Origin of the sequence: Pandoraea terrae, from assembly GCF_902459695.1 — a bacterium.
In the GTDB taxonomy this organism is placed as follows: Bacteria; Pseudomonadota; Gammaproteobacteria; order Burkholderiales; family Burkholderiaceae; genus Pandoraea; species Pandoraea terrae.
Genome location: NZ_CABPRZ010000007.1, coordinates 62,248 through 88,263, shown reverse-complemented (window position 1 = coordinate 88,263; position 26,016 = coordinate 62,248). Strand labels below are relative to the sequence as shown.

27 protein-coding genes and 2 tRNA genes are annotated in these 26,016 nt (G+C 63.3%); 14 read left to right on the top strand and 15 right to left on the bottom strand.

Translation table 11 applies throughout. The features are described 5' to 3' along the window. Positions 1 to 2 precede the first annotated feature (2 nt). On the bottom strand, positions 3 to 1,604 hold the full coding sequence (locus PTE30175_RS10180; RefSeq protein WP_150696951.1) for a DHA2 family efflux MFS transporter permease subunit: 1,602 nt from the start codon (positions 1,602 to 1,604) through the stop codon (positions 3 to 5). Beyond that, on the bottom strand, positions 1,597 to 2,784 hold the full coding sequence (locus tag PTE30175_RS10175; RefSeq protein WP_150696950.1) for an HlyD family secretion protein: 1,188 nt from the start codon (positions 2,782 to 2,784) through the stop codon (positions 1,597 to 1,599). Before PTE30175_RS10175 ends, PTE30175_RS10180 begins: the two co-directional genes overlap by 8 nt. A 103-nt stretch (positions 2,785 to 2,887) precedes the next feature. Between PTE30175_RS10175 and PTE30175_RS10170 the strand changes: the two genes are divergently transcribed. The 3 genes from PTE30175_RS10170 (at position 2,888) to PTE30175_RS10160 (ending at position 5,521) form a co-directional block, all read left to right on the top strand. After that, on the top strand, positions 2,888 to 3,622 hold the full coding sequence (locus tag PTE30175_RS10170; protein WP_150696949.1) for a CerR family C-terminal domain-containing protein: 735 nt from the start codon (positions 2,888 to 2,890) through the stop codon (positions 3,620 to 3,622). A 255-nt stretch (positions 3,623 to 3,877) separates the two neighbouring features. Next, entirely contained in the window at positions 3,878 to 4,354 is a 477-nt protein-coding gene (locus PTE30175_RS10165; RefSeq protein WP_150696948.1) for an Lrp/AsnC family transcriptional regulator, read from the top strand. A gap of 15 nt (positions 4,355 to 4,369) precedes the next feature. Beyond that, on the top strand, positions 4,370 to 5,521 hold the full coding sequence (locus PTE30175_RS10160) for an alpha-hydroxy acid oxidase (RefSeq protein ID WP_150696947.1): 1,152 nt from the start codon (positions 4,370 to 4,372) through the stop codon (positions 5,519 to 5,521). Here the strand turns inward: PTE30175_RS10160 and PTE30175_RS10155 are convergent. Next, positions 5,509 to 6,432 (bottom strand): LysR family transcriptional regulator, encoded by a 924-nt coding sequence (locus PTE30175_RS10155; protein ID WP_150696946.1) that lies wholly within the window; start codon positions 6,430 to 6,432, stop codon positions 5,509 to 5,511. The genes PTE30175_RS10160 and PTE30175_RS10155 overlap by 13 nt on opposite strands. A 189-nt stretch (positions 6,433 to 6,621) precedes the next feature. Between PTE30175_RS10155 and tcuC the strand changes: the two genes are divergently transcribed. Continuing rightward, positions 6,622 to 7,938, top strand: a complete 1,317-nt coding sequence (gene tcuC / locus PTE30175_RS10150; protein ID WP_150696945.1) for an MFS transporter — start codon at positions 6,622 to 6,624, stop codon at positions 7,936 to 7,938. Between the two features lie 43 nt (positions 7,939 to 7,981). Then, positions 7,982 to 8,761 carry a substrate-binding domain-containing protein gene (locus PTE30175_RS10145; RefSeq protein WP_420819623.1) on the top strand — a complete coding sequence of 260 codons (780 nt, stop codon included), beginning with the start codon at positions 7,982 to 7,984 and terminating at the stop codon, positions 8,759 to 8,761. Between the two features lie 55 nt (positions 8,762 to 8,816). Here the strand turns inward: PTE30175_RS10145 and PTE30175_RS10140 are convergent, their stop codons facing one another. The 3 genes from PTE30175_RS10140 to PTE30175_RS10130 form a co-directional block, all read right to left on the bottom strand. Next, positions 8,817 to 9,212 (bottom strand): type II toxin-antitoxin system VapC family toxin, encoded by a 396-nt coding sequence (locus tag PTE30175_RS10140; RefSeq protein ID WP_150696943.1) that lies wholly within the window; start codon positions 9,210 to 9,212, stop codon positions 8,817 to 8,819. Then, positions 9,209 to 9,442 (bottom strand): type II toxin-antitoxin system Phd/YefM family antitoxin, encoded by a 234-nt coding sequence (locus PTE30175_RS10135; RefSeq protein ID WP_150696942.1) that lies wholly within the window; start codon positions 9,440 to 9,442, stop codon positions 9,209 to 9,211. Before PTE30175_RS10135 ends, PTE30175_RS10140 begins: the two co-directional genes overlap by 4 nt. Positions 9,443 to 9,726: 284 nt before the next feature. After that, positions 9,727 to 10,446: a GntR family transcriptional regulator gene (locus PTE30175_RS10130; RefSeq protein ID WP_150696941.1), complete on the bottom strand. Its 720-nt coding sequence runs from the start codon at positions 10,444 to 10,446 to the stop codon at positions 9,727 to 9,729. Positions 10,447 to 10,688: 242 nt separating this feature from the next. Between PTE30175_RS10130 and PTE30175_RS10125 the strand changes: the two genes are divergently transcribed. Both PTE30175_RS10125 and PTE30175_RS10120 read left to right on the top strand, forming a co-directional pair. Then, on the top strand, positions 10,689 to 13,751 hold the full coding sequence (locus tag PTE30175_RS10125; protein ID WP_150696940.1) for an FAD-binding and (Fe-S)-binding domain-containing protein: 3,063 nt from the start codon (positions 10,689 to 10,691) through the stop codon (positions 13,749 to 13,751). Continuing rightward, positions 13,744 to 14,940 (top strand): DSD1 family PLP-dependent enzyme, encoded by a 1,197-nt coding sequence (locus tag PTE30175_RS10120; protein ID WP_150696939.1) that lies wholly within the window; start codon positions 13,744 to 13,746, stop codon positions 14,938 to 14,940. The genes PTE30175_RS10125 and PTE30175_RS10120 overlap by 8 nt, the downstream gene beginning before the upstream one ends. Positions 14,941 to 14,948: 8 nt before the next feature. Here PTE30175_RS10120 and paaE read toward each other — a convergent pair whose 3' ends face one another. After that, positions 14,949 to 16,037 (bottom strand): 1,2-phenylacetyl-CoA epoxidase subunit PaaE, encoded by a 1,089-nt coding sequence (gene paaE / locus PTE30175_RS10115; protein WP_150696938.1) that lies wholly within the window; start codon positions 16,035 to 16,037, stop codon positions 14,949 to 14,951. A 118-nt stretch (positions 16,038 to 16,155) separates the two neighbouring features. Here paaE and PTE30175_RS10110 point away from each other — a divergent pair, with 118 nt between their 5' ends. The 4 genes from PTE30175_RS10110 to PTE30175_RS10095 all read left to right on the top strand — a co-directional run bounded on the left by PTE30175_RS10110 (position 16,156) and on the right by PTE30175_RS10095 (position 17,253). Next, entirely contained in the window at positions 16,156 to 16,350 is a 195-nt protein-coding gene (locus tag PTE30175_RS10110) for a hypothetical protein (protein WP_150696937.1), read from the top strand. Positions 16,351 to 16,532: 182 nt separating this feature from the next. Then, positions 16,533 to 17,000: an Lrp/AsnC family transcriptional regulator gene (locus PTE30175_RS10105; RefSeq protein WP_150697099.1), complete on the top strand. Its 468-nt coding sequence runs from the start codon at positions 16,533 to 16,535 to the stop codon at positions 16,998 to 17,000. An 86-nt stretch (positions 17,001 to 17,086) separates the two neighbouring features. Continuing rightward, a tRNA-Ala gene (locus PTE30175_RS10100) sits at positions 17,087 to 17,162 on the top strand. A gap of 15 nt (positions 17,163 to 17,177) precedes the next feature. Next, positions 17,178 to 17,253, top strand: a tRNA-Glu gene (locus tag PTE30175_RS10095). A gap of 199 nt (positions 17,254 to 17,452) precedes the next feature. Here the strand turns inward: PTE30175_RS10095 and PTE30175_RS10090 are convergent. Further along, positions 17,453 to 17,971: a hypothetical protein gene (locus tag PTE30175_RS10090; protein WP_420819621.1), complete on the bottom strand. Its 519-nt coding sequence runs from the start codon at positions 17,969 to 17,971 to the stop codon at positions 17,453 to 17,455. Between the two features lie 292 nt (positions 17,972 to 18,263). Between PTE30175_RS10090 and PTE30175_RS10085 the strand changes: the two genes are divergently transcribed. Then, positions 18,264 to 18,785 carry a DUF1993 domain-containing protein gene (locus tag PTE30175_RS10085; protein ID WP_150696936.1) on the top strand — a complete coding sequence of 174 codons (522 nt, stop codon included), beginning with the start codon at positions 18,264 to 18,266 and terminating at the stop codon, positions 18,783 to 18,785. A gap of 19 nt (positions 18,786 to 18,804) precedes the next feature. On the opposite strand, the gene PTE30175_RS10080 is transcribed toward PTE30175_RS10085, so the two are convergent. After that, positions 18,805 to 19,491 carry a type 1 glutamine amidotransferase domain-containing protein gene (locus PTE30175_RS10080; RefSeq protein WP_150696935.1) on the bottom strand — a complete coding sequence of 229 codons (687 nt, stop codon included), beginning with the start codon at positions 19,489 to 19,491 and terminating at the stop codon, positions 18,805 to 18,807. Between the two features lie 172 nt (positions 19,492 to 19,663). On the opposite strand from PTE30175_RS10080, the gene PTE30175_RS10075 reads away from it, so the two are divergent. Next, positions 19,664 to 20,278 carry a glutathione S-transferase gene (locus PTE30175_RS10075; protein ID WP_150696934.1) on the top strand — a complete coding sequence of 205 codons (615 nt, stop codon included), beginning with the start codon at positions 19,664 to 19,666 and terminating at the stop codon, positions 20,276 to 20,278. A gap of 49 nt (positions 20,279 to 20,327) precedes the next feature. On the opposite strand, the gene PTE30175_RS10070 is transcribed toward PTE30175_RS10075, so the two are convergent. From PTE30175_RS10070 to PTE30175_RS10050, 5 genes are all read right to left on the bottom strand, one after another. Further along, positions 20,328 to 21,089, bottom strand: coding sequence for an ABC transporter permease (locus PTE30175_RS10070; RefSeq protein WP_150696933.1), 762 nt, complete (start codon positions 21,087 to 21,089; stop codon positions 20,328 to 20,330). A gap of 13 nt (positions 21,090 to 21,102) precedes the next feature. Next, positions 21,103 to 22,029, bottom strand: coding sequence for an ABC transporter ATP-binding protein (locus tag PTE30175_RS10065; RefSeq protein ID WP_150696932.1), 927 nt, complete (start codon positions 22,027 to 22,029; stop codon positions 21,103 to 21,105). A 107-nt stretch (positions 22,030 to 22,136) separates the two neighbouring features. Then, positions 22,137 to 23,132, bottom strand: coding sequence for a patatin-like phospholipase family protein (locus tag PTE30175_RS10060; protein WP_150696931.1), 996 nt, complete (start codon positions 23,130 to 23,132; stop codon positions 22,137 to 22,139). A gap of 199 nt (positions 23,133 to 23,331) precedes the next feature. Then, a complete protein-coding gene (locus PTE30175_RS10055) occupies positions 23,332 to 23,751 on the bottom strand; it encodes a VOC family protein (RefSeq protein WP_150696930.1) in 420 nt (139 codons plus the stop codon). Positions 23,752 to 23,791: 40 nt separating this feature from the next. Further along, positions 23,792 to 24,220, bottom strand: a complete 429-nt coding sequence (locus tag PTE30175_RS10050) for a YybH family protein (RefSeq protein WP_150696929.1) — start codon at positions 24,218 to 24,220, stop codon at positions 23,792 to 23,794. Positions 24,221 to 24,348: 128 nt separating this feature from the next. Between PTE30175_RS10050 and PTE30175_RS10045 the strand changes: the two genes are divergently transcribed. Next, entirely contained in the window at positions 24,349 to 24,993 is a 645-nt protein-coding gene (locus PTE30175_RS10045; RefSeq protein ID WP_150696928.1) for a TetR/AcrR family transcriptional regulator, read from the top strand. Here the strand turns inward: PTE30175_RS10045 and PTE30175_RS10040 are convergent, their stop codons facing one another. Further along, positions 24,994 to 25,908 carry a LysR family transcriptional regulator gene (locus PTE30175_RS10040; RefSeq protein ID WP_150696927.1) on the bottom strand — a complete coding sequence of 305 codons (915 nt, stop codon included), beginning with the start codon at positions 25,906 to 25,908 and terminating at the stop codon, positions 24,994 to 24,996. Between the last annotated feature and the right edge of the window lie 108 nt (positions 25,909 to 26,016).

Here is a 26,016-nt window from a genome sequence, read left to right as displayed (position 1 = left end):
GATCAATGACCTCCGGAGGTAAAGCCGGCAGGCTGTTTCAGGAGCAGGGCGAGCGGCACGCACAACAGCAGCGCCACGCCAAGCACATAGAACGTTTCGGAATAGGTGATGACCATCGCCTGCCGCGAGATCTCGCCGGCCAGTTGCGCCATCGCCTGCAATTTTGCATGCGCCATGTCGCCATGCTGCGCGAAGAATCCCGCGGCGTTGGCGCTCAGATGCTCCTGCCCGATGGCGCTGTTCGCGGAGATGCCTTCGCGCAACACCGCGTCGTGATAGTCGACGCGACGGTCGATGAAGATGCCCAGCAGCGCGAGGCCGACCGACCCGCCGAGATTGCGCGCCATGTTATAGAGTCCGGCGGCATCGCCGGCTTCGTGCGCGCCCACGGCCGCCATGGCGGCCTGGTTGAGCGGCATCATCGCGAGCATCTGGCCGACGCCGCGCAGCAATTGCGACATCGTGAAATCGTGCCCGGCACTCTGTGTCGTCAAGCCGAGGTCGAGCATGCAACTGCCCAGAAAGGCGAGCAGGCCCGCAATCACCAGCAATCGGATGTCGACATGGGTGATCAGCCGCGGCAGAATCGGCATCAACAGCATTGCGGGAATGCCCGCAAGCAGCATGATGCCGCCGGCCTGCTGGGCGTTGTATCCCGCGATGAGCGCGAGGAACTGCGGCAACAGATACGACACGCCATAGATGGCCGCCCCGATTGTGAACACGATGAAGATCACGCTCGCGTAGTTCTTGTTGCGCAACAAGGCCAATCTGACGATGGGCGCGCGCGACGTGAACTGCGCGACCAGGACCATGCCGATACCGACCGCCGCGACGATCGACAGCCACACGATCGCGGTTGAGTCGAACCAATGTTCGCGTTGTCCTTCCTCAAGCACCACCGTGAGCGAACTCAAGCCAATCGTCAGCCCGACGATGCCCAGCCAATCTGCGTTGATAAACTGGCGAAAGTCGGCGCGCTCCGATTTCAGGCCCAGATACAGCAGCAAGACGAGTGCGGTAGAGATCGGCAAGTTGAGGAAGAAGCACCAACGCCAGTTGGCATTTTCCGTCAACCAGCCGCCGAAGACCGGACCCATCACTGGCCCGAGCATGACAATCAGGCCAAAGGCTGCCATGCCGACCGCCATCTGGTGGCGAGGCAGGCGCGTGCGGATGATGGTCTGCGCCGTCGGGATCATGGCGCCGCCCGCGAAGCCCTGTCCGATACGGCCGATGACGATTTCCGGCAGGCTGTGGGACAAGCCGCACATCATCGAAAACGCCGTGAACAGGATCGCGTTCCACATCAGGAAACGACGCATTCCGAACACGCGCGTCAGCCACGCCGCGAGCGGGATCATCACGATCTCGGACATCAGATAGCCGGTGGAAATCCATGTGCCTTCGGTGCCCGACGCGCCGATCTGCCCCTGGATCTGCGGCAATGCGGAGTTCGTGATGGAGATGTCGAGGGTGGCGAGCAGCGCACCGAGCGCGCCGGCGGCGACGGCGATCCAGTCCGACGCGGATGCGTTCACCGGCGTGCCCGCGGGCGCGGCCGGTCCTGCGCCCGCACCTTGCGCCGGCACGGCGTTAGCCATGTTGCGCCCCGGCAGCGGACGCCGCTCGCGCCGGCGCGCCGGAATGCGCGCGCGTATCGACGTCGACGGTCACCGACAGACCCGGCAGCAACGCACCGCGCACCTTCTCGGGCATGTCGACGTGAATGCGTACCGGCACGCGCTGGACGATCTTCGTGAAGTTGCCGGTCGCATTCTGCGCAGGCAGCAGCGCAAACTGCGAGCCCGTGCCCGGCGAGAGACTCTCGACCGTGCCGTGGAGCGGTTCGCCGGGCAGGGCGTCGACATGCACCGTGACCGCCTGACCCGCACGCATGTGACCGACCTGCGTTTCCTTGAAGTTGGCCGTGAGGTACAAGTCCTGCACCGGCACCACCGTCAGCAACCGCGTGCCCGGCTGCGCGTACTGTCCGACGCGCACGGCACGATCGCCGACGCGCCCGGCCAGCGTACTGCGCACCACCGTATCTTGCAGATCGAGCGCCGCTTGGCGCGCGCTCGCCTCGGCCACGGTCAATTGCGCGTGCGCCTGTGCAAGCTTGGCTTCAAGGGTTTGCGTCTGGCGCGTGGCTGAAAGCACGCTGGCCTCGTTCGCCTTGAGCGTGGCCGCCGCGCGCGTGCTCGCATTGCGAAGTTCGGCCAGCCGCTCGTCGGTTTCGGCGCCGGTCGCGACCAGCGGACCGTAACGATCGACCTGTCCGGCCGCGTAGCGCGCGTTGGCGCGCGCCCCTTCGAGCTCTGCACTGGCTTGCGCGATATTGGCCGATTGCTGGGCCAGTTCGGCCTCGCTGCGCGTGACGTCCGCGCGCCGCGAGGTGACCGTCGCCTGCGCCTGATCGAACGCGGCCTGATACTGCCGGTTGTCGAGTCGCACCAACGGCTGGCCGGCGGCGATGGCCTGGTTGTCGGTGACGTATACTTCGGCCACATAGCCAGCCACCTTAGGCGCGACGGTCATGCTGTCGGCCTGAAGATAAGCGTCGTCGGTGGTTTCGATAAAACGGCCGACCGTGAACCAGTGCATGCCATACCCTGCCGCGGCCAGCAGCGCCAGTGCGCCAGCCATCGTCAGCAGCTTGCGCCGGCGTGTGTTGATCCCCGCTTTCTCCGGGACCGCGCCGATTCGCAAGACGGCGGAAGCATCACCCTCACGGGCTTCAGGGCGGCGCGACGTCGATTCGGCCGGCGCAATGGCGGACATGGGAACTCCTCGAAAATATTCCAGTCGAGAGAATTATTCCACTTGATCAAATTATGTCAAGTGATATATTTTTGCGGGAAGTTCAGGCAAGACAAGGAAATTCATGGGACGCACGGCAAAACTGCGCCACGTTGTCGACGGTGGCTATCAGCGGGGCGAGGAAACGCGCGCACGGATCGTGGTGGCGGCGATACGGCTGTTCGGCGAGAAGGGCTTCGAGGGGGCGTCGACGCGCGATATCGCTGCGGCGGCCGGCGTCAACGCGCCGGCGCTGCAGTATTACTTCGACAACAAGGAAGGTGTATATCTCGCGTGCGTCGAGGCGATCGTGGCGCGCATATGGGAGGCGATGGAGGCGCCGGTAGCGGCCGCGGAGGCCGTGTTGGCCGACGCCGCAGCCTCGGACCAGGCGCTTATCGAGGCCTTTTGCCAGATACAGGGCGCGATCGCGTCGATTGTCCAGGTCACCCCCGATGCCAACGACTGGCGCATGTTCATGGCCCGCGAGCAGTCAGGACTGGGGCCGGAAGCCGGCTTTTTGCTGATGCAGGAGCGTGTGCAGGTGCGTACATCCGCCGTGACGGCTGCCATTGTGTCGCGGCTGTCGGGGCTGCCGCTGGACGATCCCGAGACCCGGCTGCGCGCGATGGCCATTACCGGCCAGGGGATGATCTTTCGCGTGATGCCGCGTTCGGTGAAATCGTCTTTGGGATGGGATTCGATCGACGACGCCCGGCAGGCGCGTATCCGCGATTTGACGGTCGAACACGCGCGCGATCTGCTGCGCATGCTGGCGGTCCGCCGCGACGAGCACGGTCGCGCCGGCAAGCCACGCTGATCAGGCGGCTTCGATCGGCGCGTCGGCGTGGCCGCCATTGCCAAGCTTGCGATACCACACGAAATACACCGCCAGCACGAACACGACAAACGGCACGCCGAACAGAAGCGTCATGTCTTCCGGTTTTGAAACGGCAAAAACTTGAAGTCTATAATATTGATGCAAATAATAAATTGCCTTGCTTATTCTGGCGGTAAACTGGGGGTCGTTGGCAGGAGTTGCCGATTTTTCGGAATTTGAGAAGGAATCTGCGAAATGCAACTGGATCTGGCGGACTTGCGCATTCTGCGCCACATGGAGCAGAACGGCCGTATCACGAATCAGGAGCTTGCGGATGCCGTCGGGCTGTCGCCATCGGCCTGCTTGCGCCGGGTGAAATTGCTGGAAGAACGGGGCGTAATCGCGGGTTATCGTTGTATCGTGGACCCGCAGCATATCGGACTGGAGTTCGAAGCGCTGGTGCAGATCACCTTGCGGCCCGACGTGGAAGGGTGGCATGAGAAGTTTCTGGAAGCGCTGCAAAACTGGCCGGAAGTGATCGAAGCGCGGATTGTCACGGGCGGCGCCAACTATATGTTGACGGTGCGTGCGCGCAACTTGGCACATTATTCGGACTTCATCATCAATGAGCTGTACCAGGCGCCGGCGGTCATGTCCATTCACTCGAATATCGTGCTCAAAACCATCAAGCGGGACAATTCCCTGCTCGATCTCGTCAAGAAGACTTCCTGAAACGGCCCCCACCGCATGACCGTCATCACCACCATTGAAGATTTGCGCCGGCTCGCCGAGCGGCGCGTGCCGCGCATGTTCTATGAATACGTCGATTCGGGCTCGTGGACCGAGCGCACCTATCGCGCCAACGAACGCGACTTTCACGGCATCGAGTTCCGGCAACGCGTCGCTGTCGACATCGAGCACCGCAGCCTGCGCACGCAAATGCTCGGCGCAGATGTTGCGATGCCCGTGGCGCTCGCGCCGACCGGCATGACCGGCATGCAGCACGCCGACGGCGAGATCCTCGCCGCGAAGGCGGCCGTTGCGTTTGGCGTGCCGTTCACGCTGTCGACCGTCAGCATTTGCTCCATCGAAGATGTCGCGGCGCACACCCGCGCGCCGTTCTGGTTCCAGTTGTATGTCATGCGGGACCGCGGCTTCATCGAGCGGCTGATCGACCGGGCGAAAGCTGCGGGCTGTTCCGCGCTGATGGTGACGATGGACCTGCAGATCAGCGGTCAGCGCCACAAGGACATCAAGAACGGCCTGTCGGCGCCGCCGAAACTGACGTTGCCGAACATCGCGAACATGATGACGAAGCCCAAGTGGTGCCTCGGCATGCTTGGCACGAAGCGGCGCACGTTCGGCAACATCGTCGGGCACGCGAAGGGCGTGGACGATATCGGCTCGCTTGCGGCCTGGTCGGCGGCGCAGTTCGACCCGAAACTGTCGTGGAACGATGTCGAATGGATCAAGCGCCGCTGGGGCGGCAAGCTCGTGCTCAAGGGGATTCTCGATGAGGAAGACGCCCGTCACGCACGCGACACCGGTGCGGATGCGATGATCGTCAGCAATCACGGCGGCCGGCAGCTCGACGGCGCCATGTCGACCATCCGCGCACTGCCGCCGATCGTCGACGCCGTCGGCAAGGACATCGAGGTGTGGCTCGACGGCGGTATCCGCTCGGGGCAAGATGTCATCAAGGCCATCGCGCTCGGCGCGAAAGGCACCCTGATCGGCCGTCCGTTCCTCTACGGCCTCGGCGCGATGGGCGAGGCCGGCGTGCGGCGCGCGCTGGAGGTCATCGCCAAGGAAATGGACGTGACGATGGCGCTGTGCGGGCGCACGTCGATCGGCGCGCTCGATCGCAGCATGCTGGTGCCGGGGACTTATCCGGTCTGACGCGGGGCTTTGCCGCGCACGGACTTCATTTCGGCCACGAACTGATAGAGGTGGGCCGCCGCCGGCGAGAGCGGGCGGCCCTTGCGCCGGATCAAACCGACGCGCCGCGTCACCACCGGGTCGACCAGCGGCACGCTGGTGAGTACCGGGTGCCCGGCGCCGGGCATCGCCATGGCCGGGGCGGCGGCGACACCCAGGCCGGCCTCCACGAGGCCCAACATCGTCGTGACATGCCGGGTCTCGCAAATGCTTGGCGGCCGGTCCGGCATGTCCGTCAGCGCCTGATCGAGGAGCAGCCGATTGCCGGACATCTTGCCGACAGCGATGTAGTCGTATTGATACAACTCCCGCCAGGTCACTTTACGCTTGCGCGCCAGCGGATGGTCGCGCCGGCAGGCGGCCACGTAGCGCTCCTGCAGCAACAACTTGAATTCGATATCGGGTTCCTGGCTGCCAATGAAATTCAAGCCGAAGTCCGCTTCACCGCTCGCCACTGCTGCGAGGACTTCGTTCGCCCCAGCGTCGAGCACGGAGATGCGGATGCGTGGATACGCGGCGTGATAGCGCGATACCACTTGCGGCATGAAGTAATACGCCGCCGACGGGACGCACGCGATCGTGACATGGCCGAGACTTGACGATGCCTCGCCGCGCATGCCGAGCAGCGCATTGTCCAGATCGTCGAGCAGGCGTGCCGCGTCGCGGGCGAATGCGCGCCCGACGGTCGTCAGGCTGACGTGCCGGGTGCTGCGCTCGAACAGTTTCACGCCCAGGGCCGCTTCCAGTTTGTCGATGCGGCGGCTTAACGCCGGCTGCGACAGATGAATCGATTCCGCGGCGCGCCGGAAGTTGCTGAGCTCCGACACTGCCCGAAAGGCCTGCAAGTCGTTCAGATCGAAGTTGATAGCCATGGCGGGACGGGGAAATCTGGCAGCGGAAAATCAATGACGATGGATTGATCGCAATTGTGCATCAATCCATCTGAAATTTGCAATTCACAAGCGTACTGTGACGGGAGCACCATGGCGACCTCAGCGGTGCGTCCAAGGGTGCGCCGCGACGACATCAATATCCTTCAAAAGCATTTCGGAGACAGCGCAATGCACAAGCGCCCTCACGACGCGGCAGCGCGTCGTCATTCGAAAGCCGGCGCGGTCTTGCGCGTGACGGCCGGCAATTTCCTCGAACAGTTCGATTTCTTCCTGTTCGGCTTCTACGCCACGCAGATCTCGCACGTGTTCTTCCCGGCAGGCAGCGATTTCGCTTCGCTCATGCTGACGTTCGCGGTGTTTGGCGCGGGTTTCCTGATGCGTCCGCTCGGCGCGGTCATTCTCGGCGCATACATCGATAACGTCGGCCGCCGCAAGGGTCTCGTAACCACGCTGGCCATCATGGCCAGCGGCACGATCCTGATCGCATTCGTTCCCGGTCATGAAACCATCGGCCTCTTTGCGCCGGCGCTGGTGCTGATCGGCCGTTTGCTGCAGGGCTTCTCGGCAGGCGCGGAGTTGGGCGGCGTGTCCGTGTATCTCGCGGAAATCGCCACGCCGGGCAACAAGGGCTTCTACACGAGTTGGCAATCGGGCAGCCAACAGGTGGCGATCATCGTGTCGGCGGCGCTTGGCTATACGTTGTCGCAAACGCTGTCGGCCGACGCCATCGCGGCGTGGGGATGGCGTGTGCCGTTCTTCGTCGGCTGCTTGATCGTGCCGGTCATCTTCGCCTTGCGCCGCTCGCTCGAAGAAAGCGACGAGTTCAAGCAGCGCAAGCGTCATCCGGCTGTCGGCGAGGTGTTTCGTTCGATGGCCGCGAATGCGCGGATCGTCTTCGGCGGCACGATGCTCGTCGCGCTGACGACGACCGCGTTCTATCTGATCACCGTCTATGCGCCGACGTTCGGCAAATCCGTGCTCAAGCTGAGCAGCGCGGATGCCTTGCTCGTCACCTTGTGCGTGGGCGTTTCGAATTTCATCTGGCTGCCGGTCGGCGGGGCGCTGTCGGATCGCATCGGGCGTCGTCCGGTGCTGCTGCTGTTCGCGGGACTCACGCTCGTTTCCGCGTATCCGGCGCTGTCGATGCTGGTGCAGGCGCCGAGCTTCGGCCGCATGCTGGGTGTGCTGCTTTGGCTGTCGTTCCTCTACGGAATGTACAACGGCGCCATGATCCCCGCGTTGACGGAGGTCATGCCGCCGGACGTGCGCGTTGCTGGATTCTCGCTCGCGTACAGCCTGGCGACGGCGATCTTCGGGGGCTTCACGCCGGCGCTGTCGACGTACATGATTCACGCCACCGGTGACAAGGCCGCGCCCGGGTACTGGATGAGTTTTGCGGCGTTGTGCGCCATCTGCGCCACGCTTGCGCTCTATCGCGGCTCGCGCGGCCGCGGCGAGCCGGCGGCGCTGAGCTCTGCAAGCTGAGTTCCTGCTTCACGACAACATATCGAGACAACGCATGAAAGCCATTCTTTCTCCGCTGGGCGTGCTTTGCGCGGCGGCCACCGTCGCCGTCAGCCTGTATGCGCCGCTGACGCAGGCCGCCGAGCTGCATGTGATGAACTCTGGCGGCTTCACGGCTGCCTATAAGGTGCTGCTGCCGAAGTACGAAGCCGAGTCCGGCGATCACGTCGACACGGCGTGGGGGCCGTCGATGGGCAAAGCGCCCGAGGCGATTCCCAATCGTCTTGCACGTGGGGAGGCGGCCGATGCCGTCATCATGGTCGGCTACGCCCTCGACGATCTCATCAAGCAGGGGAAGGTGCGCCCGGACTCGCGCGTGGACCTGGCCGATTCCCGTATCGGCGTGGTCGTGAAGGCCGGTACGCCGGTGCCTGACGTCAGCACGCCGGAGGCACTGAAGGCAGCGCTGTTGCAGGCCGAGTCAGTCGCCTACTCGGACAGTGCGAGCGGCGTGTACGTCGAACGCGAACTGTTCAAGCGCCTGGGTATCGAGCAGGAAATGAAGGGGAAGTCCGTCATGATCCAGAAGACCCCGGTCGCGGAGAAGGTCGCGGCGGGTGACTTCGCGTTGGGTTTGCAGCAGGTCAGCGAATTGCTGCCAGTGCGGGGCGCGGCGTTTGCCGGGAAGATCCCCGAATCGCTGCAGTCGGTGACGCGATTTGCCGCAGGTGTGCCGGTGAACGCGGTGCACCCCGAAGAAGCGAAGCGGATGTTGCAGTACATGGCCGCCCCTTCCGCCGCCGGCGATGTGGCCAGCACAGGGCTCGACCCGTTGCTGCACTGAAGCGGTACGGGGGCATCGGCGCGGGCCCGGCCAGGCAAGCGGGGCAGCGTCCCGCTTACCAGATTGTCTTGACGTGCCGATAGGCGCGAATCTTGTCGTCCTTGGTCACCAGCGGTGCCGCAAGGGCCCGGGCCGTGGTAACGATCATGCGATCCGCGGGGTCCTTGTGAAAGTCCCCCGGAAGATCGACCGATTTCAACGCGATTTCGACATCCACCGGCACGAAGCTGACGCGTTCAATCTGCCCGACGGTGGCCAGCCAGCGGTTGACGTCCATCGACAGGACCAGACGCGCTTGCTTCACCAGCATCGCCACCTCCCATGTCGAGATGGCGGATACGATAATGTGTCCGTCATCCAGTTCGTGCTCGATCGCCGCTCTCGCGCGTTTGCTGAGCAGGGCGTCGCCATTGATCCACCAGATCAGTGCGTGTGTATCCAGTACGATCATTCGGCGGCCTCCCATTCCGCATCGACGGGGGCTGTCGGATCGACGTAACGGAGGACGGATCCCCGCAGTGTTTCGAGCGGATTCTGGCGCGTGTCCCGATAGACGCGTACCTCCAGGACCGGCTGTCCATGATTTGTCACGATGATGCTCTCCCCAGATGTTTCCACTTGACGAAAATATTCTAGGGCCTTTGCCTTGAACTGCGATTTGGAAACGGTCCTGATTGACATCTCGATACTCCTTATTTCCATGGTCACATTACCATGGTCATAATAGCAGGAGCCCTTGGCTGGAGAGGCGCAACGGTGCACGGCATTACCGCGGAACGTGCGTCGGCGCCTTCATTGACGCGGTCGTGAATCGGAAAGTCCGTATCCGGATATCCGCCATTTCCCAATATCCGTTCCTGAATTCGCACTACACGCCCGAGTTGCTTCGTCCTGTCCGCACTGACGGCGGCGGGCAGGACTGTCATCTCGATGCGGCGTGCCGGTCGAAACCCGCGCAGCCCGGTTCAATCGTTACGTGCGCCGATCAACGGATCGGTGTGAATCTGCATGACGGCGTCGCGCTTTTCCAGCAAGTGTTGCCGCAAGATCTCGCCGAGACGTTTGCCGTCACGCTTCTCCAGTGCGTCGATCATCTCCTCGTGCTCCTCGATCGCGCGATCCCATTTGTCGGTGCGGAAGTTGGAGCGAAAGCGCAGCGCCATCAGGCGGCGATTGATCGACATATAGGTCTGACGCAACGCGCCGTTACGCGCTGCTTCATTGATGCGGTCGTGGATCGCCTGGTTACGGCTGTAATAGCCTGGCAGGTCGTTCTGCGCACGGCAGGCGAGCATCGCGTAATGCAAGGCCTTGATCTCGGCGAGCTCCACCGGGGTGATGCGCTGCGCTGCGAGTTCCCCCGAAAACGCCTCGAGCGCACTCATCAGCTCGAAGGTCTCCCAAATTTCCTTTTCGGTCATGCGCGCGACCGTCGCGCCCCGGTTCGGCGCGATATCGATCAGCCCTTCGGCCGCCAGCACCTTGAACGCCTCGCGCAGCGGGGTACGCGAAATCCCCAAGGTCTCGCACAACTCGCGCTCGTTCAGTTTGACACCCGGCGACAGCACGCCTTCGATGATCAACTTGCGCAAGTGTTCGACCACCGTATCGTGCAACCGCAACCGCTCCACGCGCGGGATGCCCGAGGCGCTGCCTTCCGTCGTCGTTTCTTCAAAGTTTTGCATTCAAAATCACATTGTTACCGTTTTGACGATTGTAACGCATGTCATCCAGCTGTCGTAGCTTTAGGGTAAACCTCCGCGAATTCAAGAGATTTTTCCCTTTGACACATCCTCGCCCTCTGATAAAGTATTTTGAATTCAAAATCCAAAATGAGAGAGGACGTTTGTGGTGAAGCTCGATTTCGCGCGCGACGTGCCGTCGCAGGATCTGGACGCGTCGCGCATTCACGCATGAGCGCGCTGTAATGAAAAAAAGTACCGCCACCTCATTGATTCAGCCCATTCGTCTCGCACCGGCGCCGCGTGGTGGCGTCGCCGTGTCGCCGTTGCAAGCACGCCTGCGCAAGGAGATGCACGGCGACGTCCTGTTCGATCGCGCCAGCCGTGGGCGTTACGCCACGGACGCGTCGATCTATCAGATTTTCCCGATCGGCATCGTCGTGCCGCGCGACCAGGACGATTTGCTGCGCGCCCTCGATATCGCACGCGATCTGCACGTGCCGGTCCTGGCGCGTGGCGCGGGCACGAGTCAGTGTGGTCAGACGATCGGCGAAGCGCTGGTTATCGACAACAGCAAGTGGCTCAACCGTGTGGTCGATTTCGATGCCGGCGCGCGCACCGTGACGGTCGAGCCCGGCATCGTGCTCGATCATCTCAACGCCTGGCTGGAGCCGCATGGCTTGTGGTTCCCGGTGGATGTGTCGACGGGGGCACAGTGCACGATCGGCGGCATGACGGGCAACAATTCCTGCGGCTCGCGATCGCTGGAATACGGCAACATGGTGCACAACGTGCTGGCCATCGACGCCGTGCTCGCCGACGGCGCGCAGGCGCGTTTCGGTGCGCTGCATACGCCCCCCGCAGACCCGCGCGTGGCCGGCATCCTGCGCGGCGTCGAAGCGATCGCCCTGCGCGAGCGCGACGAAATCCGGGAACGCATGCCGCGCGTGCTGCGCCGGGTGGCCGGCTATAACATTGATCTGTTCGATTGCCGGAATCCGCGCGCATACACCGACGACGGTGTCGCCAATCTATCGCATCTGCTGGTCGGCTCGGAGGGCACGCTTGCGTACAGCCGTCAGATCACGCTGAAGCTCCAGCCGTTGCCGCGGCACAAGGTGCTCGGCGTCGTGAACTTCCCGACCTTCTACCAGGCAATGGACATGACGCAGCACATCGTGCGTCTGGGCCCGGTCGCGGTAGAGCTTGTCGATCGCACCATGATCGATCTGGCCATGGGCAATCCGGCATTTCGTCCGGTGATCGAGCGTGCGCTCGCCGGGTCGCCCCAGGCGATCCTGTTGGTCGAATTTGCGGGGGGCGATCCGGCGCCGCTGCGTCAACGGCTCGACGATCTCGCCACGCTGATGGGCGATCTGGGCTTGCCCGGGAGCGTCGTGAAAATGCCCGGCGCCATGGAGCAAAAGGCATTGTGGGATGTGCGCCGCGCCGGCCTGAACATCATGATGAGCATGAAGGGCGACGGCAAGCCTGTGTCATTCATCGAGGACTGTGCGGTGCCGCTGGTGCATCTTGCGGAGTACACGCGGCGGTTGACCGACGTATTCCATCGTCACGGCACGGAAGGCACGTGGTATGCGCATGCGAGCGTCGGCACGCTGCACGTCCGGCCGATCCTCGACATGCGCCGCGACGGCGCCGTGAAGATGCGCGCCATCGCTGACGAAGCTGCGGCGCTCGTGCGCGAGTACAAGGGGGCGTATTCCGGCGAGCACGGCGACGGCCTGTGCCGTGGCGAATGGGTTGCCTGGCAATACGGTCCGCGCATCAATGCCGCCTTCGGCGAGATCAAGGCCCTGTTCGATCCCGGGAATCGCTTCAATCCCGACAAGATTGTCTGCCCGCCGAAGATGGACACGCGCGAGCTGTTCCGCTTCGCGCCTGGCTACCGGGCCAGGGAGATGTCGCCGGCGCTCGACTGGTCGGCATGGAATGTCCGGCGCGATCCGCGCACGGGCGATGAAACGCCGCCCGATACCGGTTTCGACGCGACACATGGTCTGGCATCGGCCGTCGAGATGTGCAACAACAATGGACACTGCCGCAAGTTCGACGCCGGCACCATGTGCCCGAGCTATCGCGTAACCCGCGACGAACAACATGTCACGCGCGGCCGAGCCAATACCTTGCGGCTGGCCGTGTCGGGCCAGCTCGGCGACGAGGGCCTGGCGAGCGACGAAGTGAAGGAAGTGCTCGATCTGTGTGTGTCCTGCAAGGGCTGCAAGCGCGATTGTCCGACCGGGGTGGACATGGCGCGTTTCAAGATCGAAGCGCGCCATGCCCGCGCGCAGACGCATGGCATTGCCCTGCGCGACAGGCTGGTCGCGTATTTGCCGCGCTACGCGCCTTGGGCCAGCCGTCTCGGTGGCGCGCTGGCGCTGGCCGAGCGCATGCCGGTCGTCGCCAGCGTGGCAAAGCGTTGGCTCGGCATCGCGCCGCAACGTTCGTTGCCGCCATTGGGCAAACCGTTCCTCGACGGACGCAGCGCAGCATCGGGCGGACTGCTCGGTGCCGGCAGGGAAGTGCTGCTGTTCGTCGACACATTCAACAACTATATGGAACCGGAGAATGCCCGGGCCGCGCGCCAGGTGCTCGAAGCGGCGGGGTATACCGTGCACGTGAACCAGCGCGGCGGGGAACGCCCTCTGTGTTGCGGGCGCACCTTCCTCGCTGCGGGGCTTGTCGACGAGGCGAAGGCCGAAGCGCGGCGGCTGCTCGACGCGGTGACACCGTACGTCGCGCGCGGCGTGCCCGTTGTCGGCCTGGAACCGTCCTGTCTGTTGTCGCTGCGCGACGAGTTTCTCGGCTACGGCTTCGGTGCCGAGGCGCGCCAGCTTGCCGACAACGCACTCTTGTTTGAGGAATTTCTGATAGCGCAACGGCAAGCCGGCCGATTCGATCTGGCATTGGGGCCGCTCGACGGCGGCGTAACCGAAGCGCTGGTGCATGGCCACTGCCATCAAAAGGCGTTCGATGCGCTCAAGCCCGTGCCGACGGTGCTTGGCTGGATTCCCGGGCTGAAGGTATCATCGATTGAGTCGTCATGCTGCGGCATGGCGGGCAGTTTTGGCTACGAGGCCGAGCATTTCGAGACCTCGAACGCGATGGCTGAACTGTCGTTGTTGCCTGCCGTGCGAGCGCGCGCCGCGAACGCCGTCGTGGTGGCCGACGGCACCAGTTGCCGGCACCAGATACTCGATGGCGCACAGACCGAAGCGGTCCATGCGGCACAGTTACTCGCGCGGGCGTTGCGAACTGCTGTTTCCTTGAAGGATCAAGATGTCTGATGCCGTGGTAGAAGCTTTGAACGGAACGCCGCGCGCCGGCGACATCGCGGCGGCTGCATTGCCGTTGCCGCCGGCGGCGGTGGTCGGGCAGCCGTTGTCGTCCGTCGCCACGCCGGCGCTCGTGCTCGACCTCGATGCGTTCGACGAGAACCTGGAGCGCATGGCGGCGGCGGCCGCAAAGCATGGCGTCGCGGTTCGTCCCCACGCCAAGGCCCATAAGTCCGTTGCAATCGCGCGCGCGCAACTGGCCGCCGGCGCGGTGGGCATCTGTTGCCAGAAGCTCAGCGAAGCGTACCCGTTCGCGCGTGCAGGCGTCGCCAACATTCACATCAGCAACGAGTTCGTCGGCGACGACAAGGTCGCGATGGCCGTCGCGCTGGCGGGCCACGTCACGCTGTCCGTTTGCGTGGACGATGTTCGTCAGGTTGCGGCGTTGGGCAAGGCCGCCGGGCGCGCGGGCGTGCGCATCGCGGTGTTGCCGGAAGTCGACGTGGGGCAGGGCCGTTGCGGCGTCGCCACGGCAGACGCCTTGAGCGGCCTTGTCGACGCCATCGATCATTACGACGCCCTGCATTTCGGCGGCATCCAGGCCTATCACGGGAGTGCGCAGCATTTCGCCGCGTGGGCTGAACGCCGCGACGCGGCGCGCCGCGCTGCGGATCAGGCAGCGGCATATGTCACGCATCTGGAAGCGCGTGGTGTGCGCAGTCCGGTCGTCACGGGCGGGGGCACGGGCACATGCGAGTTCGATCTGGCAAGCGGCGTCTATACGGAAATCCAGCCGGGATCGTACGTGTTCCTTGATCAGCACTATGGATCGCTGGAATGGCGCGACGAGTGGCGTTTTCGGCACGGCCTGTTCCTCGCAGCGACCGTCATGAGCGCGGCGCGTCCGGGCATGATCGTGTGCGATGCCGGGCTCAAGAGCATGGCCGTCGATTCCGGGCAGCCGCGGTTCTGGTCCGCGCAGCGCGAGGGCACGCCGACCTATCGCGGCGCATCGGACGAACACGGCGTGCTCGACCTGGCGTCGCCGGCGGCGGACGGCGCTGCGTGGCTCGGCGAGATGCTGTTGCTGGTGCCGGGGCATTGCGACCCGACCGTCAATCTGCACGACCAATACGTGGCCGTGCGCCACGGTCGTGTCGAAGCGCTCTGGCCCATCGATGCACGCGGCATGAGCCGCTGAGATTCGCCTTAGCGTTCGTCGAAGCTGACCGTGACCTTGTCGCTCACTGGGTGGCATTGGCACGTCAGCACGAACCCGTCGGCGACTTCCTGAGGCTCAAGCGTGTAATTCTTCTCCATGCGCACTTTGCCCGAAAGGACTTTGGCGCGGCATGTGCAGCACACGCCGCCTTTGCAGGCGTAGGGCAGCGCGAGGCCTGCGCGCAATCCGACGTCGAGCAGGCTGATGCCGTCATAGGGCAGGCGCAGGCGCCGTGTCTTGCCGTCGACCACCAGTTCCAGATCGGCCGCCGGCGTGGTGTCGGTGATCTCGACGGCCGGCACACCCGCCTGCGGCAACGGCGTGCCGAAGCGTTCCACGTGAATTTTTTCGGGCGCAACGCCCGCCGCCTTGAGGGCCGCTTCGGCGGCGTCCATCATTGGCCCGGGCCCGCAGATGAACGCTTCGTCGATTTGCGCCGCCGGCACCAGCGTGTCAAGGAACGCCGCGCATTTGGCCTGGTCGAGCACGCCGTTGAACAGATCGATGTCCTGCGGCTCGTCCGAGAGCACATGGTAGAGCGCGAAGCGTCCCATGTAGCGATTCTTCAAGTCCTCGAGTTCTTCCGCGAACATGATTGCGTCGACACTGCGATTGCCATAGATGAGCGTGAAGTCGCTCGTCGATTCGACTTCCAGCGTGGTCTTGATGATCGCAAGCACGGGCGTGATACCGGAGCCGCCGGAGAACGCCACGTAATGCTTCGAGTGATCGGCGTTCAGATGCGTGAAGAAGCGCCCGTCGGGCGTCATCACCTCGATTTCGTGGCCCGGCTGCAGCGTATCGAAGGCAAAGTTCGAGAAGCGCCCACCACGCACGCGTTTGATACCGATACGTAATTCACCGTCACGGTCGTAATCCGTGGTGCCGACGCAGATGGAATATGAGCGGCGCGTTTCCTCGCCCTCGATGTGCGTTTTCAGCGTGACGAACTGGCCTTGCGTGAAACGGAATGCATCGCGCAGTTCCGGCGGGACGTCGAACGAGACAGTGACGGCGTCGGCCGTCTCGGGACGAACCTCGCGGATGCGCAGGGCGTAGAAGCGGGGCTTCGCCATGATGGGCCTCCGGGCGCGTGGGGGTGCCCTTCAGTATGCGATACGACCGTCGGACTTGCACGCTTTTTCGGCAGGCGCCCCGCGCCGTGCACGCTGTAGGAGGTTGCGGCGGAAACCCATGACGAGAGTGCACCCGCTTCCGTATGAAGAGACCGCGTTCGCGCCCGCAGTGCTTGACGACGGCGCACTTACGGAATGCGTTGTCCAAATCAGCACTCAGGTCTACTTCGTGCTCCAGATTTTCAGTGTGCAGCAGATGTTCGCCGATGTGCTTCTTGTGGTAGTTCGAGTACGACATGCAATGCTCCTCTGATGGGTTTGTCGGCCGTGGGCGGCCCGGCGTGAGTGTCGTCACCGAGCACCACCGCCGCGTTTCACGATGGTGAGCGTAGGTGAAGCCAACAAAAATATACTTTCCATTTCTATCCTATCTGGCCTAAAATTTGGAAGGATATTTCTCCATGAAAAAAATTCATGAAAAAACGTGCCTTAAAAGTGGATTTGGACGCAACAGATGCGAGCATCCTGAAAATCCTTCAGGAAGACGGTCGTCTGAGCAATTCAGACTTGGCAGAACGCGTCGCACTTTCGGCCTCGCCGTGCTGGAAAAGGCTGCGAAGGCTCGAGTCTTCCGGCGTTATCCGCGGGTACCAAGCGGTGCTTGATCGACATGCGCTGGGTCTTGGCGTGGTCGCCTTCGTCAGTATTTCGCTGGACAACCACACCGAGAAGACGTGCCGCACCTTCGAGGCCGGAGTGCTGGCCATGCCGGAGGTTGTCGCGCTCCACAACACCACGGGACAGCACGACTATCTGCTGCAGATCATCGCGGAGGATTTCGACAGCTACTCAGAGTTCGTACTGAACCGACTGCGCTCGTTGCCTGGCGTCAAGGAGATGTTGAGCACGCTTTCGATGCGCGAATTGAAGGCGTCGAGCAAACTCCCGCTGCGCAGCAGTTAGCCAAACGCGCGAAGCTTTTTCAATTTTTTTGCAAAAGGGGCTTCACAAGTGTTCGCGGGTGCGCTATAGTTTCGCTTCTTCGCAAGGGGGGTATAGCTCAGCTGGGAGAGCGCTTGCATGGCATGCAAGAGGTCAGCGGTTCGATCCCGCTTACCTCCACCAAACGAAAGACTTATTGTCCCCTTCGTCTAGAGGCCTAGGACATCACCCTTTCACGGTGAGTACAGGGGTTCGAATCCCCTAGGGGACGCCAGTTTCACCGGCGTACCATCCGGATAATTCGGTTGGTCAGATCGGTAAAATGGACGTCGGCACAACGCGTCTGGCTTCACGGCCAGGCGCGTTTTGTTTTTTGCGCGTCCGTTTTTGCGCCTTCATCGAGTGCTGCCAGCATTGCGCCTGGACGCGCCGGCATGTTCCCGAATGTTGAGTGACAGTCAGTCAGCGAGTGCTCACTGGGGGCGACGGAAATCGTTGTCGATCCAGGCGAGCGCGCTGGTCTTGCTGAGCTTGAAGTTCGGGGCGACCTTGACGCGTGCTACTGCCTCACCAAAGCGGTCGAGCGCCGTCAGCGTCGCGTAGGGATCGTATTCGTCCGGCACGATATCGAGCGTGACGTCGTACTCACCTGAGGAAGCGCTCACCGACACGTGCTTGTGCAGTTGCGCATGCAGTTGCTGTTCGTGGCGGCGAAGGACTTCCGAGGCGGTCTTCACCAATGTCGTGAACGCGTTGACGTCGAGCGGCTTGGGATTCTTTTTATCCCGGCCCATGGTCCAGGGGCCGACGAGGGCAGGTTCCGCTTCGCCATCCTTGAGCATGGCTACGGCCCAGCCGTCGTCGTCTTCGTTCTTGATGACGGACGCGGTCCAGCCGTCATCGCGCCACAGGCGAGGACTGTGGGTCACGTCGTCGCCGGCGGCATCGGTATCGGAAAGTTCGGCAGGTTCGTTGGCAGGCAAGGCAGTCACGGGCGCGGCGGTTTGAATGGAGCGAGGGGGGATTCTACCGCCAATTCGTTCCGGCGCCTCGATGCGGCAGGGCACGCGGCCTCATAGCCCGCGTATTGGAGACGTTTCCCAATCATCCCATCGGGGCGATATCGTCTTTACCGGCGATTCGCCACCACCGGCGCGAGCAGGATCGCGGCGGTCAGCAGGATTGTGCGCCGGCTGTTAGGATGACACATTGTCGGACTGATGTTTCACCTGTCGCTTCGTTCCTTGCGTCTCTTACGCCCCTTACGTCTTCAAGGAGTTCACGATGTCGATTTCCCTGTATCGCGCATCCGTCCCCGTGTACCTGCGCGGTCTGGCGGTGCTCGCCGATTACGTCAAGAAGGCCCGCGATCATGTGCAGGCGAACCAACTGGATCCGGCTGCGCTGTTCGATGCGCGTCTCGCCCCCGACATGCTGCCGTTCTCCGGGCAGATTCAACGGGCCAGCGACACGTCCAAGTTTGCGATCGCGCGCTTGACCGGCATCGAGTCGCCAAAGTTCGAAGACAACGAGACGACGTTCGAGCATCTCATTGAACGCGTCGGCAAGACCGAGGCGTTCATTGCGGGCGTGAGCGAAGACCAGTTCGCCGGCGCGGAGGGTCGTGAGATCACTCTGCGCTTCAAGGAATATCAGACAAAGATGTTTTCCGTCGATTATCTGTTCAACTTCGCGTTGCCGAACTTCTACTTCCACGTGACGACCACGCACGACATTCTGCGCGCGCAGGGCATCGCCGTCGGCAAGGCCGATTTCCTCGGGCCGTTCGAGATGGAGCCCGTCTGACGGGCTGGCCTGCGAGCCGTCATGGCTTCGGTTGCATCATGGCGAGGACGGCGCGCGCCGCCGCTTCGGACGAGGCGGGGTTCTGACCGGTGACGAGCCGTCCGTCGCCGATGACGAACGATTGCCACGCCGGCCCTTTTTCGTAGAGGCCGCCAAGACGCTTGAATTCGTCCTCGAGCAGGAAGGGCACGACGTCCGTCAACCCGACGGCGGCTTCCTCGACGTCCGAAAAGCCGGTCACGCGCCGACCGCGCACCAGCGGCTGGCCGTCGGCGGCGCGCACCTGGCGCAGCGCGGCCGGCGCGTGGCACACGAGTCCGACCGGTTTGCCCGCGCGCTCGAACGTTTCGATCAGTTGAATCGAGACAGGATCCTGCGCGAGGTCCCAGAGCGGTCCGTGGCCACCGGGGTAGAACACGGCGTCGAACTCCAATCCCTCCACGTCGGCCAGCTTCAGCGTGTTGGCGAGCGCGTGCTGGGCGTCGGGGTCTGCATGGAAACGTTCCGTCGATTCCGTTTGGGCATCCGGGGCGTCGCTCTTCGGGTCGATCGGCGGCTGGCCGCCTTTGGGCGAGGCCAAGGTTACCACCGCGCCTGCATCGAGGAAGACGTAATACGGGGCGGCGAACTCTTCGAGCCAGAAACCCGTTTTTTTGCCGGTGTCGCCGAGGCGGTCGTGCGAGGTCAGCACCATCAGGATGTTCATGGCCTCTCCTTATGGGAGTGTCCGGGGGGCGGTGGCATGGGGACCAAGAAGATCATTCTACCCAACCCGGCAGCGGCTTGCTATTCAGACGGCAGCAAGGTCGGCTATGCTTAGGGTGCGTTCAGCGCATCGGTCTGCGCCAAAGATTTCTCACTGGAGTCAGGAGTCGTTCATGCAATTGATCGGAATGCTTGACTCGCCGTACGTGCGGCGAGTTGCCATCTGCCTGCGTCTGTTGGGGTTGCCGTTCGAGCACCGGCCGGTATCGGTGTTTCGCCAATTCGACGAGTTCGCGGCCATCAACCCGGTGGTCAAGGCGCCGACGCTCGTGACCGACGACGGTGTCGTGCTGATGGATTCGACACTGATCCTGCAATATCTCGAAACGCTTGTCGATCCGGAACAACGGCTCGTGCCCACCGACCCGCGAGCGCATCTGCGTGCGCTGCGGTTGACCGGGCTGGCGCTGGCCGCGTGCGAGAAGTCAGTGCAACTGGTCTACGAACGCGAGTTGCGTCCGGAAGAGAAGCGGCATACGCCATGGACCGACCGCGTGCGCAAGCAACTGCGGGCCGCCTTCGGCGCGCTGGAGAAAGCACTGGCGCAGGTGCCGGTGGACGTCACGCCCGATCGCATCGGCCAGCATGGGGTGACGATCGCCGTGGCATGGCGGTTTCATCAACTGCTCGTGCCGGAGATCGATTTTGGCGACGAATATCCCACGCTTGCCGCATTTTCTCGCGCCGCCGAGCAACTGCCGCAATTCCTGGCGACACCGCCGGAGTGATATTGCTTTTTCGCGCGATGGCAGGGGGCGCATTGCGGCCCCTGCCGTTTCAGTTCTTCAAGCGGTAGCCCGTCCTGAACATCCAGGCGATGATCGCGAGGAACACGGTCAGGAACACGACCGTCATCACCAGGCTAACGCCGACGCTGACGTCCGCGATGCCGTAGAAGCTCCAGCGGAACCCGCTGATCAGGTAGACCACGGGGTTGAACAACGTCACCGTGCGCCAGAACGGCGGCAGGATGTGCGTCGAATAGAAACTGCCGCCCAGGAAGGTCAGCGGGGTGATGATCAGCAACGGCACCAGCTGCAGTTTCTCGAAGCCGTCCGCCCAGATGCCGATGATGAAGCCCAACAGGCTGAAGGTCACCGCCGTCAGCACGAGGAACAGCATCATCCAGACCGGGTGTTCGATGCGTAACGGCACGAACAGCGCTGCCGTCGCGAGCATGATCAGGCCCAGGACGACCGATTTGGTGGCCGCTGCGCCCACGTAGCTGACGACGATTTCCAGATAGGACACCGGCGCTGACAGCAATTCGTAGATCGTGCCTGTGAATCTAGGGAAGTAGATGCCGAACGAGGCATTCGACACGCTTTGCGTGAGCAGCGAGAGCATGATCAATCCCGGCACGATGAACGCGCCGTAGCTCACGCCCTCGATCTCCGGAATACGCGAGCCGATGGCCGCACCGAACACCACAAAGTACAGCGAAGTCGAGATCACCGGCGAGATGATGCTTTGCATCAACGTGCGGCGCGTGCGCGCCATCTCGAAATTGTAGATCGCCCGAACGGCGTAGAGATTCATGATGCTCGCGTCCTCAGTTGCCGGTGTGAACGAGACTGACGAAGATGTCCTCGAGCGAACTCTGCGTCGTCTTCAAGTCCTTGACCGCGATGCCGGCGCGATCGAGGTCGCGCAGCAAGGCGGCGATCGTGGTCGGTTCGATTTCGGCGTCGTAGGCGAAGACAAGCTCGCTGCCCTCGTTCGCCAGTGTCACGCCGTAATCCGACAAGACCCCGGGTACGGCGTCGACAGGGTGCGCCAACTGCAACGACAGCTGCTTGCTGCCCAATTTGCGCATCAGCTCGGCCTTGTCCTGCACCAGGATGATCTCTCCGCGGTTGATGATGCCGATACGATCAGCCATCTCTTCAGCTTCCTCGATGTAGTGCGTGGTCAGGATGATCGTGACGCCCGTTTCACGCAACGACTGCACCAGATGCCACATGTCGCGCCGCAATTCGACGTCGACGCCGGCGGTCGGCTCATCGAGGAACAGGATCTTCGGCTCGTGCGACAGCGCCTTGGCGATCAGCACGCGCCGCTTCATGCCGCCCGACAGGGTCATGAGCTTGTTGTGGCGCTTATCCCACAGGGAGAGGGCGCGCAACACCTTCTCGATATGCGCCGGGTTGGCCGGTTTGCCGAACAGGCCGCGCGAGAAGGACACCGTCGCCCAGACAGACTCGAAGGCGTCCGTCGTCAGTTCCTGAGGCACCAGCCCGATCAGCGACCGGGCCGCACGGTAATCGGTGGCGATGTCATGTGTGTCGACATGCACAGTGCCCGATGTCGCTCGCACAATGCCGCAAATGGTGCTGATGAGCGTGGTCTTGCCGGCGCCATTCGGGCCAAGCAGGGCGAAGATCTCGCCGCGGCGGATGTCCAGGTTGATGTTCTTCAACGCCTGGAATCCCGATGCGTAGGTCTTCGAGAGATTCTGGATGGAGATCACGGGTTGCATGGCGGGAGACGATAGCACAGCCGTGGCAAACGCGTATGGGCGCCCGTCCAGTGGCCGGCGGTCGGCGGGAGGAAGTATTCCGGCGGCGCGCACCATTGCAAGCTGGATCAAGGATCCATGCCAAGATGCGCGCGAATCGCGGGCATCATGCGCTCGACCGCTGAGCGGCCTTCTTCGATCGCCGGGGCGGCCCGGTGAAAGTCGAAGATGCCGAGGCCGCCCAGGCGCGGTTGGATCAGGATGTCGGCCGGCTCACCTGCCAGACGGCTGCGCGTGATTCGCACCTGCATGATGTCGATGCTCTGGGCGACCGAACTGAGCATGGACGGTACGCGCGTGTTGGGTTCGGGGGGCTGGCGCACGTCGTCGTTGCCCTGGGTGGCGGGCGCCGGCGCGAGCCATGCCGGCCACGGCTTGCCGTTGCGGCGCAAGGCCAGTGGCGGCGGCGCTTCGGGATCGTCTTCACTGGCGCTGTCGATGACGGCCGGCGTCGGCGCACGGCGCGGCGGGTGGATCGGCGTGGCAAAGTCGCGTCCATTCAGTAAGTCATTGTTCAGATCGACGGCGATGACGCAGTCGGCGTGCATCGCCCGGGCCACGGAAACGGGTACCGGATTGGTCAGGCTACCGTCGACCAGCCACGCGTTGTTGTGCCAGATCGGCGTGAAAATCCCCGGAATGGCGATCGACGCGCGCACGGCATCGACGACATTGCCCTCCTGCAGCCAGATCTCGCGCCCGGTGTCGAGTTCGGTCGCGACCGCCGCAAACGGTATGCCGAGTTCGCTGATCTTGCGTCCCTCGAACTGGTTGGAGAACAGCTGGATCACCTTGCGTCCGCCAAGCAGACCGCCGGACAGGCGCAGGTCGAGCAGGCGCACGACCGTCTGCCAGGTCAGGCGCGTGGCCCATTCTTCAAGCCAGTCGAGATCGCCATTGGCGTAGACGGCGCCGACCAGCGCACCGATCGAAGTGCCGCAAACGACGTCGGGCTTGATGCCGGCGTCGAGCAGGGCGCGGATCGCGCCAATGTGCGCCCAACCGCGCGCCGCGCCGCCGCCGAGGGCGAGGCCGATACGGGTATGACGGGGACGGCGCATCAGCCGGCATCTCCCCGGCAGCGCAGCGCGCGCCGGTTACCTGACATCGGCGGGTATTGGACCTTCACGTGGGGCATGTGAGCGCTCCGCTCGGTGGCTACGGATGTTTTCAATGATACGCGTGCTGGCGATATTGCGGCATGCCGGCATGTTCACGCGCCGCCGCGTGCCGGTGGGGAGGACGGGCGGCGTGACGGTTCCCTTACATCTGCGCCGGCACGATCAACATCCAGTGCATGCCGAACTGGTCCTTGACCATCGCGAAACGCGAAGCGAAGAACGTCTTGCCCGGCGGCATATTGGCTTCGCCGCCTTCGACGAGAATGTTGAAGTAACGGTCGACATCCTCATCCTTGGTGAAGTCGAGGGAGAGCGAGAACCCTTCGAACTTGACCGCGCCGCTGCACATGCCGTCGGACATGAACACGGTCGAATCGCCGATCTTGACCGTGGCGTGCATGACCTTGTTCTCGCTGCCCGGCGGCAACATGCCCGGCGGATGCGGCTCGGGGCTGTCGCTGTTGCGCATCAGCACCTCGACTTTCGCGCCGAGCGCCTTCTCGTAGAAACGGATGGCCTCTTCGCAGCGGCCGTCGAAAAACAGGTAGGGCTGAACTTGCATGGCATCTCCTGGGTGAAATCGCCTGGCCGGGCGGGAACGCTCAGCCGGACGTGGGTAGTTCCATCGGCACCGATGCGTGCTCATGCACCACGCGCCAATGGCCGTTGGTCTTGCGGTAACACACGGTGGCGCGCACGGTAGCGTTGTGCGTCTGGCCGTCCTTTCCGGTGTTCTTGACGTGATTGACGCTATGGGTGAACGCCAGCTCGCCGCTGACCGTGACATGCCATTGCGTCATTTCGAAGCCAATCGGCCCGTCCGTCATCGCGAACCAGCCTTCGAGCAGTTTCCGATATTCGGATACGCCGCGATGGACCGTCGGGGGCATGACGTCGAACACCACCACATCCGGATCGTAATGATCTTCCAGCAGTGTGCCGATGCGCTTTTGACGCACCGCCTGCAACCATGCGTCCGTCAAGGCGCGAAGCGCGGCTTCGTCGCCGTGTGCAGGATAAGTATCAACCATAGTGGCTCCTTGGGAAAAATGCGCGAAATCTTGGCGAAATTTGGGACGCTGCACAAAAATCCTTGCATTTGTGGACAGCGTACACAAACAATAGCAGACATAATGGACACTGTCCACAAGGGGTTGCAATGACAAAAGATGTGACGCCGGCACCGACGCGCAGTACCTACCGGCACGGGGATTTGCGGCGCGCGCTGCTGGATGCGGGGATGGCGCTGGCGCGCGACGGGGGGCCGGAGGCGGTCGTGTTGCGCGAGGCGACGCGGCGCGCGGGGGTGGTGCCGAACGCGGCATACCGGCATTTCGCCAATCGTCAGGATTTGGTGCAGGCGGTGCGCGATGCCTCGCTGGCGGCGCTGGCCGTCGCCATGGAAGCTGAAATGGCATCGGCGCCGGCGCTGGCCGATCCGAAAGCGGCGGCGCGCGCGGGTCTGCGGGCCGTGGGCACGGCTTACCTGCGGTTTGCACAGCGTGAGACCGGCCTTTTCCGGACGGCGTTCGTGAGTCCGGAGCACGTGAATAATGACGCGGTGCCTGAAAAGGCGGGGGAAAGCGGCCTCAATCCGTTTCAGTTGCTCGGTCTGGCGCTCGACAATATGGTCACTGCCGGCGTGCTGGCGCCAGCGCGCCGGCCCGGCGCGGAGTACCTGGCGTGGTCGGCCGTGCATGGCCTGGCGATGCTGATCATCGACGGGCCCTTGCGCATGCTCGGGCGCGATCAGGCCGCGCTTGCGGGGCAGCGGCTTCTCGATATGGTGGAGAAGGGGCTGTGATCAATGCGGTGATCCATTGTCCAGGCGCGCGGTGATCACGTCCGCCAGCCAGCGCATGAAGGCCTGTACGCGGCGCGGGAGGTGGCGGCGATTCGCGTACAGTAACGTGACCGGCAGCGGTTCGGCGCGATGATCCGGCATGACTTCGATCAGCCGGCCGGCTTCCAGGTAGGGAAACAAGCCGCGTTCGGGCGCCTGAATGATGCCGAGGCCCGCCAGACAAGCGGCTTCGTAGGCGTCTGCGTTGTTGACGGTGAGCACGCCGTCCATCGCGCGTTGCGTATGCCGTTCCCCATCGTGAAATTCCCAGCCGGCGGTGCGCGCGCCGAGCGTCGTCGTATAGTGGATCAGTTGGTGATGCGCGAGATCGTCGAGCGACTGCGGTGTGCCGTGTCGGGCGAGATAGGCCGGGCTTGCGCAGTTGATTTGACGTAGCTCGCCAAGCGGGCGCGCAATGAGCGTGGAGTCGGCGACCGCGCCCACGCGCAGCACGCAGTCGAATCCCTCGCGCACCAGATCGACGCGACGGTCGGTGCTTGACAACTCCAGCGCCAGCGCAGGATGCGCCTCGAGAAATTCCGGCAGGCGCGGAATCACGACATTGCGCGCGAACGTCGCAGGCAAATCGACACGCAGGCGGCCGGTCAACGCAGCCTCGCCTTGCGCGAACATCCCCTCGAACTCGTCGACGTCGGCGAGCAGATCCTTGCAGCGCTCGTAACAGACCTGACCGTCCTGCGTGAGTTGGACGCGCCGTGTGGTGCGGTGAAGCAAGCGCGTGCCGAGTTGGTTCTCCAATTGCTTGACCGCGTTCGAGATGCTCGCCTTCGGCAGCCCCAGGCTGTCGGCCGCCTGCGTAAAGCTGGCCATTTCCGCGACGCGCACGAACGCCTGCATGGCATCGAGCCGGTTCATGGTATCGATCAGTGTTATCCAGATTTGAACAGTGTAATCCGATTTGCCTGATTTATTGGCAAATGACGTTGCAATACGATGTGTCCATCCCGCACATGACGGATCGGT